Source organism: Streptomyces sp. NPDC026538 (genome assembly GCF_055567535.1).
Genome location: NZ_JBVHQG010000005.1, coordinates 535806 through 553248 on the forward strand (window position 1 = coordinate 535806; position 17443 = coordinate 553248).

The following is a 17443-nucleotide window of genomic DNA, read 5'->3' on the forward strand; positions in this document are numbered from 1 at the left end:
CGCCCGAGGCGGACGGGAAGAAGCGGAAGCTCTGCTTCCGTCCGGTTCGTCGGCGTAGCGTCGGCTGCGCGGGTCTCGCTCACCCCACGGCCACCGCACTGCCCGCGCGACCGCGAGCCAACCAGCACACCCACCAGGACCGGCGAACCACGTGAGCTCCTCTTCCTCCACCAGGCGCCTGTCGCACCCCCAGGTGCGACAGGGGACCCGTGGCGCTTACCGACTGGTGCGGACCCCGCCGGCCGACACGGGTCCCCCTCGTCTGGACGCCGCACAGCGCGCCGTGGTTGACCACGCGGCCGGCCCGCTGCTCGTGCTCGCGGGTCCCGGCACCGGGAAGACCACCACCCTCGTGGAATCGGTGGCCGCGCGGATGGCCCGCGGCGGGGACCCCGAGCGGATCCTGGTGCTGACGTTCAGCCGCAAGGCCGCCGTCGAACTGCGCGACCGCATGGCCCTGCGCGTCGGCGCCGCCCGCGCGCCCCGGGCGACCACCTTCCACTCGTACTGCTACGCCCTGGTCCGAGCCCACCAGGACAGCGGTCTGTTCGTCGACCCGCTGCGGCTGCTCTCCGGCCCCGAGCAGGACGTCACCGTCCGGGAGCTGCTGGCCGGCCAGGCCGAGCTGGAGCGGCTCGGGCTCGACCCGGTGCGCTGGCCCGACGAACTGCGCGCCTGCCTGACCACCCGGGGTTTCGCCGACGAGGTCCGCGCGGTGCTCGCCCGCACCCGCGAACTGGGCCTCGACCCCGCCGCCCTGGACGCCTTCGCCCGCCGTATCGGCCGCCCCGACTGGCGAGCCGCGGCCGCCTTCCTCGCCGAGTACCTCGACGTCCTCGACCTCCAGGGCGTCCTCGACTACGCCGAACTCGTGCACCGCGCGGTGCTGCTCACCCAGCGCCCCGAGGTCGCCCTGGACCTGGCCGGCCGCTACGACGCCGTGTACGTCGACGAGTACCAGGACACCGACCCCGCCCAGGTGCGGCTGCTGCACGCCCTGGCCGGCGGCGGCCGCACGCTGGTCGCGTTCGGCGACCCGGACCAGTCGATCTACACGTTCCGGGGCGCCGACGTGAACGGCATCCTGGACTTCCCATCCGCCTTCGCGCGCGTGGACGGCCGTCCCGCCCCGGTCGAGGTACTGCGCACCTCCCGCCGCTCCGGCGCCGCCCTGCTGGCCGCCACCCGCCTGCTGACCCAGCGGATGCCGCTGACCAGGCTGCCCGCCGACAAGGTGCGCGCGCACCGCGAACTGGACGCCGTGCGGGACGGCGGCGCCGTCGAGGTCTACACGTACCCGACGCCCGGCACCGAGCTGGACAACATCGCCGACATCCTGCGGCGCGCGCACCTTGAGGACGGCGTGCGCTGGAGCGACATGGCCGTCCTGGTGCGCGCCGGGTCCAGCACCATCCCGACGGTCCGCCGCGCCCTCACCGCGGCCGGCGTACCCCTGGACATCGACGGCGACGACGTGCCACTGCGCCACGAACCGGCGGTGGCCCCCCTGCTGACGGCGCTCAGGGCGGTGGCGGAGGCGGAAGCGGCACACCCGGGTGCGGGGACGGTCACCGACGAGGCGAGCCCCAGCGGGGACGAGAACACCGAGCCAGCCTCCTGCTGGCTGGGCACCGAGACCGCGCTCACCCTGCTCGCCTCCCCTCTCGCCGGCATGGACGCGGCCGACCTGCGCCGCCTCGGCCGCGCCCTGCGTGACGAGGAACGGGCGGCCGGCAACGCGCTGCCGCCGCCCTCGGACGACCTGCTCGCCCGGGCCCTCGCCGAACCCGAGCGCCTGGCCGTCCACGACCCCGGGTACGCGCGCGGGGCGCAGCGGCTCGGCGCACTGCTCGGGAAGGCCCGGGAGCGCCTGGCGGGCGGCGGTACGGCCGAGGAGGCGCTGTGGGACCTGTGGAACGGCACGCCCTGGCCCTCGCGCCTGGAACGCGCCGCGCGGCGCGGCGGCGCGGCCGGCCGCAACGCCGACCGGGACCTGGACGCCGTGTGCGCGCTGTTCGCCACCGCCGCCCGCGCGGAGGAGCGCAGCGGCGGCCGGGGCGCGCTGAACTTCCTTGCGGAGATCGAGGCCGAGGACATCGCCGCCGACACCCTCGCCGGGCGCGCGGTACGCCCCGACGCCGTCCGCCTGCTGACCGCGCACCGCTCCAAGGGCCTGGAGTGGCGCCTGGTCGTCGTCGCCGGCGTCCAGGAGGGCCTGTGGCCCGACCTGCGCCGCCGCGGCTCGCTGCTGGAGGCCGACCGGATCGGCCGCGACGGCCTGGCCGAACCGCTCACCCCGGGCGCGCTCCTCGCCGAGGAGCGCCGCCTGTTCTACGTCGCCGCCACGCGCGCGCGTGAGCGCCTCGTCGTCACCGCGGTGAAGGCTCCCGCGGACGACGGCGACCAGCCCTCCCGGTTCCTCACCGAACTGGGCGCCGAGCCTCAGGACGTCACCGGACGGCCCCGCCGCCCGCTCTCCGTGGCCGCCCTGGTCGCCGAACTGCGCGCGACCACGGTCGACCCGCGCGCGTCCGACACGCTGCGGGAGGCCGCCGCCCGGCGGCTGGCCCGGCTGGCCGCGCTCGCCGACGACGACGGCCGCCCCCTGGTGCCTTCCGCCCACCCCTACCGCTGGTGGGGCATGTTCGAGCCGACCGAGAGCAAGGTGCCGCTGCGCGACCGCGACCAGCCCGTCGTGCTCTCCGGCAGCGCCCTCGACCAGCTCGCCAACACCTGCAGCCTGCAGTGGTTCCTGGGCCGCGAGGTCAAGGCCGACGCGCCCGCCACCACCGCCCAGGGCTTCGGCAACGTCGTGCACGTCCTGGCCGACGAGGTCGCCTCCGGACGCACCCCCGCCGACCTCGCGGTCCTCATGGAGCGCCTGGAGTCGGTGTGGAACGCGCTCGCCTTCGACGCCCCCTGGAAGTCGGCCCAGGAGAAGGAGAACGCGCGCGTGGCGCTCGAACGCTTCCTGAAGTGGCACGTCCTGGACCGCACCGCACGCACCCCCGTGGCCAGCGAGCAGGACTTCGACGTCAGCCTCGAAGCGGGCGACTACGAGGTGCGCATCCGCGGCCAGATGGACCGCGTGGAGACGGACGGCGAGGGCCGGGCCTACGTCGTCGACTTCAAGACCGGCAAGCAGGCCCCGAGCGCCGCCGAGGTGGCCCGGCACCCGCAACTCGCCGTCTACCAGCTCGCGGTCCGCGAGGGCGCCGTGGACGAGGCCTTCGACGGCGTACGCCCCGAGGCCGGCGGCGCCGAACTGGTCCACCTCCGGCAGGGCGCCGCCCGGCGCGACGGCGGCGAGACTCTGCCCAAGGTGCAGGCCCAGGAGGCGCTGGAGGGGGAGTGGGTCGGCGACCTGCTGGCCACCGCCGCCGGCAAGGTCCTCGACGAACGGTTCACACCGACCACCGGCCAGCACTGCACGCACTGCGCGTTCCGGGCGTCGTGCAGCGCGCGACCCGAGGGGCGCCACGTGGTCGAGTGACGTACGACGCCCGTCCCACGGTTGTCAGTGGTCACCGTTAGCCTCGACGGCATGCCCGCCCGCATCACCGACCCCGAGCAGCTCAAAGAGCTCCTCGGCATCCCGTTCACCCCGGAGCAGACGGCCTGCATCACCGCGCCGCCCGCCCCGCAGGTGATCGTGGCCGGAGCCGGGTCGGGCAAGACGACGGTGATGGCGGCCCGTGTGGTCTGGCTGGTCGGCACCGGCCAGGTGGCCCCCGAGCAGGTCCTCGGGCTGACCTTCACCAACAAGGCGGCCGGCGAACTCGCCGAACGCGTCCGCAAGGCACTCGTCAGGGCGGGCGTCACCGACCCCGATGTCATCGACCCGGACAACCCGCCCGGCGAGCCGGTCATCTCGACGTACCACGCCTTCGCGGGCCGGCTGCTGACCGACCACGGCCTGCGCATCGGCCTGGAGCCGGCCTCCCGGCTGCTCGCCGACGCCACCCGCTTCCAGCTCGCCGCCCGGGTGCTGCGCGAGGCCCCCGGTCCCTATCCGGCCCTCACCCGCTCCTTCGCCGACCTGGTCGGCGACCTGCTCACCCTCGACTCCGAACTCGCCGAGCACCTGGTACGCCCCGAGGACCTGCGCGCCTGGGACGCCGGACTGCTGAACACCCTCGCGGGCGCCAAGCTCGGCAACGCCGACCTGCGCAAGGTCCCCGAGGTGGCCGCCGCCCGCCGCGAACTGGCCGAACTCGTCCTGCGCTACCGGACCGCCAAGCGCGAGCGGGACCTGCTCGACTTCGGCGACCAGATCGCGCTGTCCGCCGCGCTGGCCCGCATCCCCGAGGTGGGCCGGCTGCTGCGCGACGAGTTCCGGGTCGTGCTCCTGGACGAGTACCAGGACACCTCGGTGGCCCAGCGGGTACTCCTGGCGGGCCTGTTCGGCGGCGGCACCGGCCACCCCGTGACCGCCGTCGGCGATCCCTGCCAGGCCATCTACGGCTGGCGCGGCGCCTCCGTCGCCAACCTGGACGACTTCCCCCAGCACTTCGCGCACGCCGACGGCAGCCCGGCCACCCGCCAGGCGCTCAGCGAGAACCGCCGCAGCGGTGGCCGCCTCCTCGACCTCGCCAACGGCCTGGCCGAGCCGCTGCGCGCCATGCACGCGGGTGTGGCGGCCCTGCGCCCGGCCCCGGGCGCCGAACTCGACGGCACGGTCCGCTGCGCCCTGCTGCGCACCCACGCCGACGAGATGGACTGGATCGCCGACTCCGTCGCCCACCTCGTCCGCACCGGCACGGCAGCCGGCGAGATCGCGGTCCTGTGCCGTACGGCGACCGACTTCGCCGAGATCCAGGGCGCCCTTGTCGCGCGGGACGTCCCCGTCGAGGTGGTCGGCCTCTCCGGGCTGCTGCACCTGCCCGAGGTGGCCGATCTCGTCGCCGTCTGCGAAGTGCTCCAGGACCCCGGAGCCAACGCCTCCCTGGTCCGGCTGCTGACCGGCCCGCGCTGGCGCATCGGCCCCCGCGACCTCGCCCTCCTGGGCCGCCGCGCCCGGCTGCTGGTGTCCCACGCGCGCGTGGGCGACCCCGACGACCCGGACCGCAGGCTCGCCGAGGCCGTCGAGGGGGTCGACCCGGCCGAGGTGATATCGCTCGCGGACGCCCTGGACACCTTCCTGGAGCTGCCGCTGGACACCGAGCGCCAGGACGACGGCCTGCCGTTCTCGCCGGACGCGCGCGTGCGCTTCGCCCGCCTGGCCACCGAACTGCGCGAGCTGCGCCGCTCCCTGTCCGACCCGCTGATGGACGTCCTGCACCGCGTCCTCGCGGTCACCGGCCTGGAGGTGGAGCTGTCCGCCTCCCCGCACGCGCTGGCCGCCCGCCGCCGCGAGACGCTGTCCAATTTCCTGGACGTCGCCGCCTCCTTCGCGGCCGGCGACCAGGAGGCGACCCTGCTCGCCTTCCTCGGCTTCCTGCGCACCGCCGCCCAGTACGAGAAGGGCCTCGACAACGCCCTGCCCGGCGGCGAGAACACCGTCAAGGTGCTGACCGCGCACAGGTCCAAGGGCCTGGAGTGGGATGTCGTCGTCGTCCCCGGCCTGGTCAAGGGCACCTTCCCGAGCAGCCAGGGCCGCGAGAAGTGGACCGCCCAGGCCAAGGTGCTCCCGCACGCCCTGCGCGGCGACACCGACACCCTGCCGGACGTCGAGGCCTGGGACTCGCGGGGCATGAAGGCCTTCCACGAGGCCATGAAGGACCACCAGCACACCGAGGAGCTCCGCCTCGGCTACGTCACCTTCACCCGCCCCCGCTCCCTGCTCCTCGGCTCCGGCCACTGGTGGGGCCCCAGCCAGAAGCGACCGCGCGGCCCCTCCGACTTCCTCCAGGCCCTGTACGACCACTGCGCCACCGGACACGGCGAGATCGAGGCCTGGGCCGACGAACCGGAGGAGGACGAGGAGAACCCGGCCCTGCACACGGCCGGTGCCGACCAGGTGTGGCCGCTGCCCCTCGACGAGGCCGCGCTGGCCCGCCGGCGCGCGGCCGCCGAGACCGTCCTCGCCCACCTGGACGCGCTCACAGCAGGGGAGGACGGCCACCCGGCGGCCGGTCACGACCCCGCCACCCACGAGGACCCGGAGTGGCCCCCGCCACCCGACGACGAGCCAGACCCCTACGAGGACGACTTCCCGCACGAGGACTCCGCCGACTGGGAATCCCTGAGCGCCGACCGACCCACGGTCCCGCACCAGGCGACGCCTGCCGAGCGCACGCCGGAGCACGCACGCCGACCGGAACCCGGGCACGCACGCGTCCCCGAACCCCAGGCCGCACGGGTGACGGAGTCCGAGCACGCGCGCGTGGCCGGGTCCGAGCACGCGCGTGCCCCGGAGCGCACCCTCCTCACCCCCGAGGAGGCTCGCGCCGTCGCGTCCTGGGACCGCGACCTCGACGCCCTCACCGGCGAGCTGCTGCGCGCCCGCCGGAGCGTCACCGACGTGCCCCTGCCGGCCGCGCTCTCCGCCACCCAGCTGATGCGGCTGGCCGAGGACCCGGACGGGCTCGCGCAGGAACTCGCGCGCCCCATGCCACGCCCTCCACAACCGGCCGCACGCCGAGGCACCCGCTTCCACGCCTGGGTCGAGGCGCGCTTCGAAGAGCTCACCCTGCCCATGCTGGACCCCGACGAGCTGCCCGGAGGCGACGCCGAGATCGCCGACGAACGCGACCTCGAATCCCTCAAGGAGGCCTTCGAACGCACCGAGTACGCCCACCGCACGCCCTATCGAGTGGAGGCCCCCTTCCAACTCGCCCTGGCCGGGCGGGTCGTACGGGGCCGTATCGACGCCGTCTACCGGACCGGGCACGGCGACGAGGCGACGTACGAGATCGTCGACTGGAAGACCAGCCGCACGCGGCGTGCCGACCCGCTCCAGCTCGCGATCTACCGGATCGGCTGGGCGGAGCAGCAGGGCGTGCCGCCCGAGTCGGTCAGCGTCGCGTTCGTGCACGTCCGCACCGGTGAGGTCGAGCGACCGGACGGGCTGCCCGACCGGGCCGCCCTGGAAAAGCTGATCATCGGACAGGCGGCCGGGCAGGCGGTCGGGCAAGCCGAGTGTGACGAACCGCCCGCCGAGGATGTCGGCGCGGGCCGATAGGCTCGTGACCATGAGCCAGACCCCGGACAGCGCTGTCCGTACGTACATCGAGCAGCACCGCGCCGCCTTCCTCGACGACCTCGCCGAGTGGCTGCGCATCCCGTCCGTGTCGGCCCAGCCCGAACACGCCGCCGATGTCCGCCGCAGCGCCGACTGGCTCGCCGCCGCACTCGGGGAGACCGGCTTCCCGACCGCCGAGGTCTGGGAGACACCGGGCGCCCCGGCCGTCTTCGCCGAATGGCCCTCCGGTGACCCCGAGGCACCCACGGTCCTCGTCTACGGCCACCACGACGTGCAGCCCGCCGCCCGTGCCGACGGCTGGGACAGCGACCCCTTCGAGCCGGTCGTCCGGGAGAACCGCCTTTACGCGCGCGGGGCCGCCGACGACAAGGGCCAGGTGTTCTTCCACACACTCGGCGTCCGGGCCCACCTCGCCGCCACCGGCCGCACCGCACCCGCCGTCAACCTGAAGCTGCTGATCGAGGGCGAGGAGGAGTCCGGCTCCCCGCACTTCCGGGCCCTCGTCGAGGAACACGCGGACCGGCTCGCCGCGGACACCGTGATCGTCTCCGACACCGGCATGTGGTCCGAGGACATCCCCACGGTCTGCACCGGCATGCGCGGCCTCGTCGAGTGCGGGATCGTCCTGCACGGCCCCGACCAGGACATCCACTCCGGCGCCTTCGGCGGCGCCGTCCCCAACCCGGCCACCGTCGTGGCCCGCCTGGTCGCCGCGCTGCACGACGAGCACGCGCGCGTGGCGATCCCCGGCTTCTACGACGGCATCGTCGAGCTCAGCGACCGGGAGCGGGAGCTGTGGGCCGAGCTGCCCTTCGACGAGGAGGGCTGGCTGCGCGAAGCGCACTCGTACGCCACCGAGGGCGAGGCCGGGCACACCACCCTGGAGCGCATCTGGGCCCGTCCCACCGCCGAGGTCAACGGCATCGGCGGCGGCTACCAGGGCCCCGGCAGCAAGACGATCGTCCCGTCCTCGGCCATGGTCAAGCTGTCGTTCCGGCTGGTCGCCGGGCAGGAGCCCGACCACATCGAGAAGGCCGTCCGCGCCTGGGCCACCGAGCGGATCCCCGCCGGCATCCGTGCCGAGATCACCTTCCTGCCGGCCACCCGCCCCTGTCTGACCCCGCTCGACCACCCGGGCCTCCAGTCGCTGGCCCGCGCCATGGGCCGCGCCTTCGAGGGACCGGTCCGGTTCACACGTTCGGGTGGCTCAGGACCGGCCGCGGACCTCCAGGACGTTCTCGGCGCACCCGTTCTCTTCCTGGGTATCTCCGTCCCCTCCGACGGCTGGCACGCCCCTGACGAGAAGGTTGAGCTGGACCTTCTCCTCAAGGGCGTCGAGACCAGCGCCTACCTGTGGGGTGACCTGGCCGAGAACTGGCGCCGTGCCCCCTGACCGGTCCGCGCCGTCCGGAGCGGCACCAGGCGCGGGGCACACTGGAAGGGCCGCCCCGTCGTCCCGCCCCCGCCCGACCCGGTCTCCTCCCGCCCTTCGTCCCGCTGAACCGCCCGCTGAAACATCCGTTGCACTGGGGGAGTTGGAAGCACCCGTGACCACCTGGACCGACCACACCGCCGACCGACCCATCTCGCTCACCGCCCCGAGCGGCATCGACCGCGCTGCCCACCACCGGCTCGACGAGGCCTGGCTCGCGGCGGCGTGGAGCCACCCCGACACCCGCTGCTTCGTGGTCTCCGGCGGCCAGGTCCTCATCGACGAGACGCCCGACGGCCGTACCGAACTCGTCATGACCCCCTCCTTCGAGGCTCCCCTCACCGAGGCGCACCGCTACTTCCTGGGCACCGACGAGGGGGGCGTCAGCTACTTCGCGCTCCAGAAGGACGCCCTGCCCGGTCGTATCGACCAGTCCGCGCGCCCGGCCGGCCTGCGCGAGGCCGGACTGCTGCTCTCGCCGCGTGACGCGGGCCTGATGGTGCACGCGGTCGGCCTGGAGAACTGGCAGCGCACCCACCGCTTCTGCTCCCGCTGCGGCGAGCGCACGGTGATCGCCGCCGCCGGCCACATCCGCCGTTGCCCCGCCTGCGGCGCCGAGCACTACCCGCGCACCGACCCCGCCGTGATCATGGCCGTCACCGACGAGGACGACCGCATCCTGCTCGGCCGCCAGGTGCACTGGCCCGAGGGCCGCTTCTCCACGCTCGCCGGCTTCGTGGAACCCGGCGAGTCCATCGAGCAGGCGGTGCGCCGCGAGGTCTTCGAGGAGGCCGGGATCACCGTCGGCCCCGTCGAGTACGTGGCCAGCCAGCCCTGGCCGTTCCCGTCCAGCCTGATGCTCGGCTTCATGGCCCGCGCGACCTCGACCGAGATCAACGTCGACGGCGACGAGATCCACGAGGCTCGCTGGTTCTCCCGCGACGAACTTGGCGCCGCCTTCGACTCCGGCGACGTCCTGCCGCCGTACGGGATCTCCATCGCGGCCCGCCTCATCGAGATGTGGTACGGCAAGCCGCTGCCGACGAGGAGCTTCGTCTGAGACGGCGACCCGGCTGATGACCGACACCCACGACACCTACTGGAACCACAACGTCCACTACCACCCGGTGGTGCTCGACGCCGTGCCGCCCGGCTGCCGTGCCGCCCTGGACGTCGGCTGCGGCGACGGCCTGCTGGCCGCCAAGCTCGCGGCCAGGGCGGATTCGGTGACCGGCGTGGACCGGTCACCGGAGATGATCCGGCTGGCACACAAAAGGGACGGCGTGGACAACGTCACCTTCCTGGAGGGTGACTATCTCGACGGGGAGCTCCTCGACGAGGGGAGCTACGACTTCGTCAGCGCGGTCGCCGTCATCCACCACGCCCCCTTCGACGACGCGATCGAACGGTTGGTGGGGCTGCTCGCCCCCGGCGGCCGGCTGGTCATCGTCGGCATGGCCTACAACCGCACTCTCCTGGACCGGGTGATCAGCGGTTGCGGGGTCCCCGCGGCGTGGCTGAGCGCGCGCAGGAACGGCGGTAAGCAGGGTCCGTCCGATATGCCTGTCGAGGACCCGATCATGAACTGGAAGGAAGTCCGGCGGGCCACCGCACACCTGCTCCCCGGACGCCGTTACCGGCGCCGACTGATGTGGCGTTACACCCTGGTGTGGGACAAGCCGGGCGCCATGCGCGAAGGCGGCCCCTGAACCGGATCAGGGACCGCCTTGTGCGAAGAACGCGAACAACGCGCCGGTGTGGAGCACGTGAAGGAAGATTACGCGCTGATCTTCTGCTTGACCTGGGCCAGCGAGGGGTTCGTCAGCGTGGAGCCGTCACCGAAGAGCACCGTCGGGACTGTCTGGTTTCCGCCGTTCGCCTTCTCGACGAACGCGGCCGACTCCGGGTCCTGCTCGATGTTGATCTCGGTGTACGCGATGCCCTCGCGGTCCATCTGGCTCTTCAGCCGGCGGCAGTAGCCGCACCACGTGGTGCTGTACATCGTCACAGTGCCCTGCATCTCGCTCGCGCTCCTTCGGCAGGTCGGGAAGTTCGTCCAGGAGAGGAACGTACGCGCCCCGTCCGCCATTCCCACACCGGCCCCGGGTGACGCCTGTCGCATTAGTACGACTGCGAGGGGCTGCCTGTGGACAACCGGCACAGCGGTCTCCGGCGACCTGGCAGCATGGCTGTGTGACAGCAGCAACGCACTCCTCCCTCTTCCCGCAGGTACCGGACTCTGCCGACGCGGTGCTCGAAGGGCTCGACCCCGAGCAGCGCGAGGTGGCGACCGCCCTGCACGGGCCGGTGTGCGTGCTGGCCGGAGCTGGTACGGGGAAGACCCGGGCGATCACCCACCGGATCGCCTACGGGGTGCGGGCCGGCGTTCTCCAGCCGTCCAGTGTGCTCGCCGTGACCTTCACCAACCGTGCCGCCGGGGAGATGCGCGGACGGCTGCGCCAGCTCGGCGCCCAGGGGGTGCAGGCCCGCACCTTCCACTCGGCCGCGCTGCGCCAGCTCCAGTTCTTCTGGCCGAAAGCGATCGGTGGCTCGCTGCCCCGGCTCGTCGACCGCAAGGTCCAACTGGTCGCCGACGCGGCCGCCGCCTGCCGCATCCGCCTCGACCGGGGCGAGCTGCGGGACGTCATCGCCGAGATCGAGTGGTCCAAGGTCACCCAGACCGTCCCCGCGGACTATCCGCCCGCCGCCGTGAAGGCCGGCCGTGAGGCTCCCCGTGACCCGGCCGAGATCGCCCAGATCTACTCGGTCTACGAGGACCTCAAGCGCGATCGCGCGGTCATCGACTTCGAGGACGTCCTGCTGCTCACCGTCGCCGTCCTGCAGGACCGGCACGACATCGCCGAGCAGGTCCGCGCCCAGTACCAGCACTTCGTCGTCGACGAGTACCAGGACGTCAGTCCGCTCCAGCAGCGCCTGCTGGAGCTGTGGCTCGGCGAACGCGACAGCCTGTGCGTCGTCGGCGACGCCAGCCAGACCATCTACTCGTTCACAGGAGCAACTCCCGACCATCTGCTCGACTTCCGCATCCGTCACCCCGGGGCCACCGTCGTCAAGCTGGTCCGCGACTACCGCTCCACCCCCCAGGTCGTCCACCTCGCCAACGGCCTGCTGGCCCAGGCCCACGGCCGCGCCGCCGACCACCGCCTGGAGCTGATCTCCCAGCGCCCGGCGGGACCTGAGCCCGTCTACACCGAGTACACCGACGAGCCCGCCGAGGCCGAGGGCGCCGCCCGCCGTATCCGTGAGCTCGTGGACGCCGGGGTCCCGGCCGCCGAGATCGCCATTCTGTTCCGCACCAACTCCCAGTCCGAGATCTACGAACAGGCCCTCGCCGACGCCGGCGTGGCCTCCCAGTTGCGCGGCGCCGAGCGGTTCTTCGACCGGCCCGAGGTGCGCAAGGCGGGTGTCGCCCTGCGTGCCGCGGCCCGCTTCGGCGGCAACGACGCGCTGCTCGACGACACTGTCGACCTGCCCTCCCAGGTGCGTGCGGTCCTCTCCGGGGAGGGCTGGACCACCGAGCCGCCGGCCGGCTCCGGCGCGGTCCGGGAGCGTTGGGAGTCACTGGCCGCCCTGGTCAATCTGGCGCACGACGTGGCCGCCGCCCGGTCCGCCGCCACCCTCGCCGACTTCGTCACGGAACTCGACGAGCGCGCGGGCGCCCAGCACGCCCCGACCGTCCAGGGCGTCACCCTGGCCTCGCTGCACTCGGCGAAGGGCCTGGAGTGGGACGTCGTCTTCCTCGTCGGTGTCACCGAGGGGATGATGCCGATCACCTATGCGAAGACCGACGAGCAGATCGAGGAGGAACGCCGTCTCCTCTATGTCGGCGTGACCCGCGCCAGAGAGCGGCTCCATGTCTCCTGGTCGCTCTCCCGCACCCCCGGCGGCCGCCCCAGCCGTCGGCCCAGCCACTTCCTGGACGGGCTGCGCCCCGGCTCCACGGGCACCGTCGGCCGTGGCTCCGGCGCCGGCTCCGGAGGTGTCGAACGCGGTTTCACCGGCGGCCCCGTGGCCGCACCCCGGCGTACCCAGCGCACCCCCGCCCGCTGCCGGGTCTGCGGGCGCACTCTCACCGATGCCGGCGAGATGAAGCTGATGCGCTGCGACAACTGCCCCTCCGACATGGACGAGGGCCTCTACGAGCGGCTGCGGGAGTGGCGCGCCGACCAGGCCCGGCTCAGCGGCCAGCCTGCCTTCTGCGTCTTCACCGACAGGACGCTGATGGCGATCGCGGAGAGCGCGCCCGAAGACGACCGCGAGCTGGCTCGCATCCCCGGCGTCGGCATGCGCAAGCTCAACCGTTACGGCGCCGATGTTCTGGCCATCTGCGCAGGTCGGCAGTCCGGGGGAGCCGTTGAGGGGGACTGACGCCAACTCGACGAAAAAATAGTTTGCGCATGCCCCAGCAATCCCCATAGGTTCTAGGCACGGAAGCGGCGGCCTTCTCGAAGGCCCCATTCCGTGTTGTACTTGCATATCCGAGCGGACTGGCTCAACCCAGTCCCCTAAGACGCCGAGAGGAGGCGAGTCCAGTGATCAGCATCAAGACCAACACCAGCGCGGCCAAAATGACCGATCTCTCGGCCGTCTCCGTGTGCATGCTCGGCGTCTCGAACCTGGGCACCGGTGTGTCCGGCATTCCTGCCGTGCGTCCGGCGTCCTCCGTTTCTCTCGCGGATCTTCCCGTCCGTGAGCGCAATGAGCGACCGACTGTGGCACTGGAAGCAGTAGTGGCAGGGGCCTACGCCTATGCCTTTACGGCAGCCGGTGCCGGAAGCCGGAAGCAGACGCAGCACCACCTGATGTGGGCCTTCCGTGGGCCAGAACCCTGGAGTGATCCAGCCTGAATCGATCAGGCCGGCGCCTTCAGGGCCGCGGAACCCCATCCGGGATCCGCGGCCCTTCTGTTTGTCCCCATCACAGGGACAGACGGGTGAAGGGGCCTCGGGGCAAGAGCAGAACCCGGTACCAGCCGCCAACCGGTCCAACCCGACCGGCACGACCAGACGAGGAAGAACAGCCGTGCAACTCGAAGCGCACGCCCCGTCCGTACCGCCTTCCGAAACGATCCCCCCGCCCGGCCCCACGGAGGACTCCACCTTGATCCCGCTCACCGCGCTCACCGCGCTCGACGACGCCATCGAGAACCTGGGCGTGCCCGTCCCCTGCCGTTCCTACGACCCGGAGGTCTTCTTCGCGGAGTCGCCGGCGGACGTCGAGTACGCCAAGTCCCTCTGCCGCACCTGCCCGCTGATCGAGGCCTGCCTCGCCGGCGCCAAGGAGCGGCGTGAGCCCTGGGGTGTCTGGGGTGGCGAGCTGTTCGTCCAGGGTGTCGTCGTCGCCCGGAAGCGGCCGCGTGGCCGCCCGCGCAAGAACCCGGTCTCGGCATGAACATCCAAGGAACGATCGACCGCCCCCTCACGCACGACCCCAAGAAGCAGGCCCCGATGAAGCCGTCCACCAGCGAGCCCACCGGCTCCGCGATTCCAGACTTCACCCCCGCCGGTACGACCACCGGCTCGCGTCAGAACAGGACCCGCGAGATGCAACTCATTCCAGAAGCCCTGGCTCGTGCGCATATGCACGAGCGACTGCACGAGGCCGAGCAGGAGAGCCGGGCCGTGCGCCTGGCGACCGCTCGCCGGATGCAGCGCCGGGCCGAGCGCGCCTCGATGCGCGCCCGCCGCGCGCTCGCCATGGCCGTCATGCAGTGATCCCGAACACCTGAAGCGGCGGCCTCCCGGCTGAGGGAGGCGAAAGCTTCCCGCGGGGGCCGGTCCGGCCGAACGGACCGGCCCCCGCGGTGCGTTGCGCCCGCGGATCCGCGCGCCGCGGCGTTATCGTCGCCGGGTGACGAGTCCTTCCGGAGGCAGTGATCACGGTGGGTCCGCCGCGGAGCCCCACCCTCCTGTGTGCGCCCGCTGCGGCACGCCGGCCGACGGCCCCCAGCCCGCCACCTGGACCTGCTCCATGGAGCACGGCGATCGCCGGTTCTTCTGCGACACCTGCTCCAGGGAGAACCTCAGAGCGATCGAGGGCCGGCTCGACACGTCCTGGTGGTGATCACCGCCCTGCCGTCCCCTACTGCGCCTCCACGGCCGCCTCCGCCACCTCGGCTTCCGTGGCTTCCACGACCTCCGGAACGTCGTCTGCCTCCCCGGCCTCTTCGAGTACGAACCCGGGCAGCCACGTCTCCAGTTCCTCCCGCAGCCGGACCGTCGCGCCCAGCTGGCACAGCACGCCGATGGTGCTCAGGGTCACCCGGTGTATCAGCAGGTAGGCAGGCGGCAGATTGAGCTGTTTGCCCAGCTGGTGGGCGGGGTTGCGGGGGTCGGCGATGCGGGCCGCCTGGCTGCGCATCCAGTTGCGGGTGAAGGTGAACTCGTCGACCTGCGCCGGTTCGATGATCGGCAGCAGATAGTCCAGGACGGCGTCGGGATCCAGCTCTATGGAGTCCTTGACGAACCCCTCGGCGCACAGCAGTTCGTAGACCGCCTCGGCGTCGCCGTCCAGCGTCATCCGCAGGGAGTCGCCGATCGGGGCGGGCAGGCCACCCGCGAGGCGGTCGACCGTGCCGAAGTCCAGCACGCCCAGGAGCCACTCCTCCTCGTCCTCCGGGCCACCGGGCAGCAGCCGGAAGTTCCCCGGGTGCGGATCGGCGTGCAGCAGGCCGGTGCGGGCCGGGCCCGAGAACAGGAACCGCGCCAGGAGCTGACCGGCCCGGTCGCGCTGCTCCTGCGTGCCCTCCGAGATGATCTCGGAGAGCGGTATTCCGTCGATCCACTCCGTGACCAGGACCTGCTCGCACTGGTGCACCACCGCGGGGACAACCACATCGGGGTCGTCCGCGAACTCCTCCGCGTGCGCCGACTGGGCCTGCGCCTCCAGGGCGTAGTCCAGCTCCTCGGAAACCCGGTCGCGCAGCTCAGCGATCAGGGGCTTGATGTCCATGCCCGGGATAAGCGGACCCAACAGACGGGCGAAACGGCTCAGTTGCCCGAGATCGGACAGCAGGGCCTCACCGGCTCCCGGATACTGCACCTTGACCGCGACCACACGGCCGTCGTGCCACACCGCCCGGTGCACCTGCCCGATCGAGGCGGCCGCCGCGGGCTTCTCCTCGAACTCCAGGAACAGCTCCCGCCAGTCCTCGCCCAGGCGCTCGGCGAGCACCGCGTGCATGGTGCGGGTCGGCATCGGCGGTGCGGCGTCCTGGAGTCTGGTGAGGGCCGCCCGGTAGGGGCCGGCGATCTCCTCAGGAAGGGCGGACTCGAAGACGGACAGGGCCTGCCCGAACTTCATGGCCCCGCCTTTCAACTCTCCGAGAACCTTGAAAAGCTGCTCGGCCGTGCGCTGTTGCAGCTCGCGGCCGACGATCTCCGCGGACTCACCCACGATGCGCTTACCCAGACCCCAGGTCGCCCGGCCGGCGAAGCCGAGCGGGAGCGCGGCGAGCTTGGCGGTCCGGGTGACCGCCTTCCGGGGAAGATCAGACATGCGCCCTCCAAGTCCCAGTCGGCCGCGCGGCGTCCGTGTGCTTTCGTCGCTCCGCCGACGGCCGTTGCACCACCATTGTCTCGTGCGGAGCTCCGTCGGTTGAGGAGTGTCCCCCCTTAGCTTTCTCCGCCGCTCCGCACGGGCATGCGGGATGCGGCCGGACCGGTCGCGCATGCCAGTGCAGAGCGGGCACGGACGCCTCCCAGCGCACTCCGGTGCCGGACGGCGACTCCCCGTCGAGGAAGGCCAGGGCATGCGCGGCGGCCAGTCCTGCCACGGCCGTCGCCAGCGTCAGGTCGCAGGCCCCCACCCGGCGGGCCTGTCCGGACCGCCACTGGGCGATCAGGCGTGGCCAGGCCGGGTCCCGGTCCGAGCGGTGCTCGTGCAGACAGCGGGCGCAGCCGGTCCCGCCGGGCAGGACGAGCGGACCGACGACGCCCGTGCCCTCCACGACACCCGTGTAGAGGTGAGGTGTCCCGGAGGCCATGAGCGGCTCGGCGGAGCCCGCGTCCGGGGCGTGCACCAGGACGTCGTCACGCGGGGCGATGATCACCAGGGAGAGGCCGGGCTCTTCCCCGGCCGGGTCCGGGCGGCGCGGCGGGCGATCCGGGGCGGCCCGGCGGACGACCCTGCGGGCGGCCTCGTCCCGCCGCTCGCCGACCGCCTCCGCGGGCAGCCCGCCCGGCGCCACGTCCCACGGCCGGACGCGGCCCACGTCCCGCACGTCGACCTCGCCGACACCCGCGCCCGCCAGCAGCGCGGCCAGCGTGACACCGACCCGGCCCGCGCCCCGCACCTGCACCCGCAGGGCACGCCGGGCCGCCAGCCGGCCGATCGCGCCGCCCGGCTCCGGCGTGATCAGGGAAAGCGACGCAAGATCGGGACCGAGGCGGTCCAGGACCTCCTGCTTCGCGCGCAGCGCCGCCGCGGCCGGCCCGCCGCCGCGCGCGTCGTCGACGAGCCCGGCCTGTGACAGCCGCTCCACCAGCGCGTCGACATGCCCGTCCGGCAGGTCCATGCGCCGCCCTTCGGTACGCAGCAGCGCGAGTCCGCGGGTGCCGTTGAGCAGGTCCAGGAAGCTGCCGGTCGCCGTGTCCATCGGCCCGAGTGTCATCGCGTGCGCCGGGGTCATCCCGAACTGCACGGTGTTGAGGTCACGCCAGCCGCGCCGGAGCGCGGGCTTCACCAACGGATGCATGACAGTCCCCCCGTAAGCTGTCGAAAGATCATGGAAGATCCCCGTAGGTCTTGGAAGATCCCCGTCTGCCGGTGGAGCCGGTCACGCTCCGCCCGACGACTGCCAGCATGCCCGGCCCGGTCGACGGGTGCCGAAAGTTGTCCACAGGCGG

At 72.8% G+C, this 17443-nt stretch carries 12 protein-coding genes; 9 read left to right on the forward strand and 3 right to left on the reverse strand.

Going from position 1 to position 17443, the window contains the following annotated elements:
• The first annotated feature begins 151 nt into the window (after positions 1 to 151).
• The 5 genes from ACZ4N4_RS22895 to ACZ4N4_RS22915 all read left to right on the forward strand — a co-directional run bounded on the left by ACZ4N4_RS22895 (position 152) and on the right by ACZ4N4_RS22915 (position 10285).
• Positions 152 to 3493, forward strand: coding sequence for an ATP-dependent helicase (locus ACZ4N4_RS22895; RefSeq protein WP_467591522.1), 3342 nt, complete (start codon positions 152 to 154; stop codon positions 3491 to 3493).
• Between the two features lie 51 nt (positions 3494 to 3544).
• Positions 3545 to 7123, forward strand: coding sequence for a UvrD-helicase domain-containing protein (locus ACZ4N4_RS22900; RefSeq protein ID WP_467591525.1), 3579 nt, complete (start codon positions 3545 to 3547; stop codon positions 7121 to 7123).
• 10 nt (positions 7124 to 7133) lie between these two features.
• A complete protein-coding gene (locus tag ACZ4N4_RS22905; protein ID WP_467591527.1) occupies positions 7134 to 8537 on the forward strand; it encodes a dipeptidase in 1404 nt (467 codons plus the stop codon).
• Between the two features lie 154 nt (positions 8538 to 8691).
• Positions 8692 to 9636, forward strand: a complete 945-nt coding sequence (nudC, locus tag ACZ4N4_RS22910; RefSeq protein WP_453570874.1) for an NAD(+) diphosphatase — start codon at positions 8692 to 8694, stop codon at positions 9634 to 9636.
• Positions 9637 to 9652: 16 nt separating this feature from the next.
• The gene (locus tag ACZ4N4_RS22915; RefSeq protein WP_467591530.1) at positions 9653 to 10285 is read left to right on the forward strand and encodes a class I SAM-dependent methyltransferase; all 633 of its coding nucleotides are present in this window, start codon (positions 9653 to 9655) and stop codon (positions 10283 to 10285) included.
• A gap of 68 nt (positions 10286 to 10353) precedes the next feature.
• Here the strand turns inward: ACZ4N4_RS22915 and ACZ4N4_RS22920 are convergent, their stop codons facing one another.
• On the reverse strand, positions 10354 to 10596 hold the full coding sequence (locus ACZ4N4_RS22920) for a mycoredoxin (RefSeq protein ID WP_351704819.1): 243 nt from the start codon (positions 10594 to 10596) through the stop codon (positions 10354 to 10356).
• Positions 10597 to 10769: 173 nt separating this feature from the next.
• On the opposite strand from ACZ4N4_RS22920, the gene ACZ4N4_RS22925 reads away from it, so the two are divergent.
• The 4 genes from ACZ4N4_RS22925 (at position 10770) to ACZ4N4_RS22940 (ending at position 14311) form a co-directional block, all read left to right on the forward strand.
• Positions 10770 to 12965: an ATP-dependent DNA helicase UvrD2 gene (locus ACZ4N4_RS22925; RefSeq protein WP_467591533.1), complete on the forward strand. Its 2196-nt coding sequence runs from the start codon at positions 10770 to 10772 to the stop codon at positions 12963 to 12965.
• A 164-nt stretch (positions 12966 to 13129) separates the two neighbouring features.
• The gene (locus ACZ4N4_RS22930) at positions 13130 to 13444 is read left to right on the forward strand and encodes a hypothetical protein (RefSeq protein ID WP_467591536.1); all 315 of its coding nucleotides are present in this window, start codon (positions 13130 to 13132) and stop codon (positions 13442 to 13444) included.
• A 175-nt stretch (positions 13445 to 13619) separates the two neighbouring features.
• Positions 13620 to 13988: a WhiB family transcriptional regulator gene (locus tag ACZ4N4_RS22935; RefSeq protein ID WP_450754981.1), complete on the forward strand. Its 369-nt coding sequence runs from the start codon at positions 13620 to 13622 to the stop codon at positions 13986 to 13988.
• A complete protein-coding gene (locus ACZ4N4_RS22940; RefSeq protein WP_450754983.1) occupies positions 13985 to 14311 on the forward strand; it encodes a hypothetical protein in 327 nt (108 codons plus the stop codon). The genes ACZ4N4_RS22935 and ACZ4N4_RS22940 overlap by 4 nt, the downstream gene beginning before the upstream one ends.
• A 367-nt stretch (positions 14312 to 14678) precedes the next feature.
• On the opposite strand, the gene ACZ4N4_RS22945 is transcribed toward ACZ4N4_RS22940, so the two are convergent.
• Both ACZ4N4_RS22945 and ACZ4N4_RS22950 read right to left on the reverse strand, forming a co-directional pair.
• A complete protein-coding gene (locus ACZ4N4_RS22945) occupies positions 14679 to 16094 on the reverse strand; it encodes an ABC1 kinase family protein (protein ID WP_467591539.1) in 1416 nt (471 codons plus the stop codon).
• Positions 16087 to 17292: a TOMM precursor leader peptide-binding protein gene (locus tag ACZ4N4_RS22950; RefSeq protein ID WP_467591542.1), complete on the reverse strand. Its 1206-nt coding sequence runs from the start codon at positions 17290 to 17292 to the stop codon at positions 16087 to 16089. Before ACZ4N4_RS22950 ends, ACZ4N4_RS22945 begins: the two co-directional genes overlap by 8 nt.
• Positions 17293 to 17443 lie beyond the last annotated feature (151 nt).

Bases quoted from the DNA above. Each gene is read 5' to 3' on its own strand.
- ACZ4N4_RS22900 (WP_467591525.1), top strand. From the start codon at position 3,545: ATGCCCGCCCGCATCACCGACCCCGAGCAGCTCAAAGAGCTCCTCGGC.
- ACZ4N4_RS22905 (WP_467591527.1), top strand. From the start codon at position 7,134: ATGAGCCAGACCCCGGACAGCGCTGTCCGTACGTACATCGAGCAGCAC.
- ACZ4N4_RS22915 (WP_467591530.1), top strand. From the start codon at position 9,653: ATGACCGACACCCACGACACCTACTGGAACCACAACGTCCACTACCAC.
- ACZ4N4_RS22920 (WP_351704819.1), bottom strand. From the start codon at position 10,596: ATGCAGGGCACTGTGACGATGTACAGCACCACGTGGTGCGGCTACTGC.
- ACZ4N4_RS22940 (WP_450754983.1), top strand. From the start codon at position 13,985: ATGAACATCCAAGGAACGATCGACCGCCCCCTCACGCACGACCCCAAG.
- ACZ4N4_RS22945 (WP_467591539.1), bottom strand. From the start codon at position 16,094: ATGTCTGATCTTCCCCGGAAGGCGGTCACCCGGACCGCCAAGCTCGCC.
- ACZ4N4_RS22950 (WP_467591542.1), bottom strand. From the start codon at position 17,292: ATGCATCCGTTGGTGAAGCCCGCGCTCCGGCGCGGCTGGCGTGACCTC.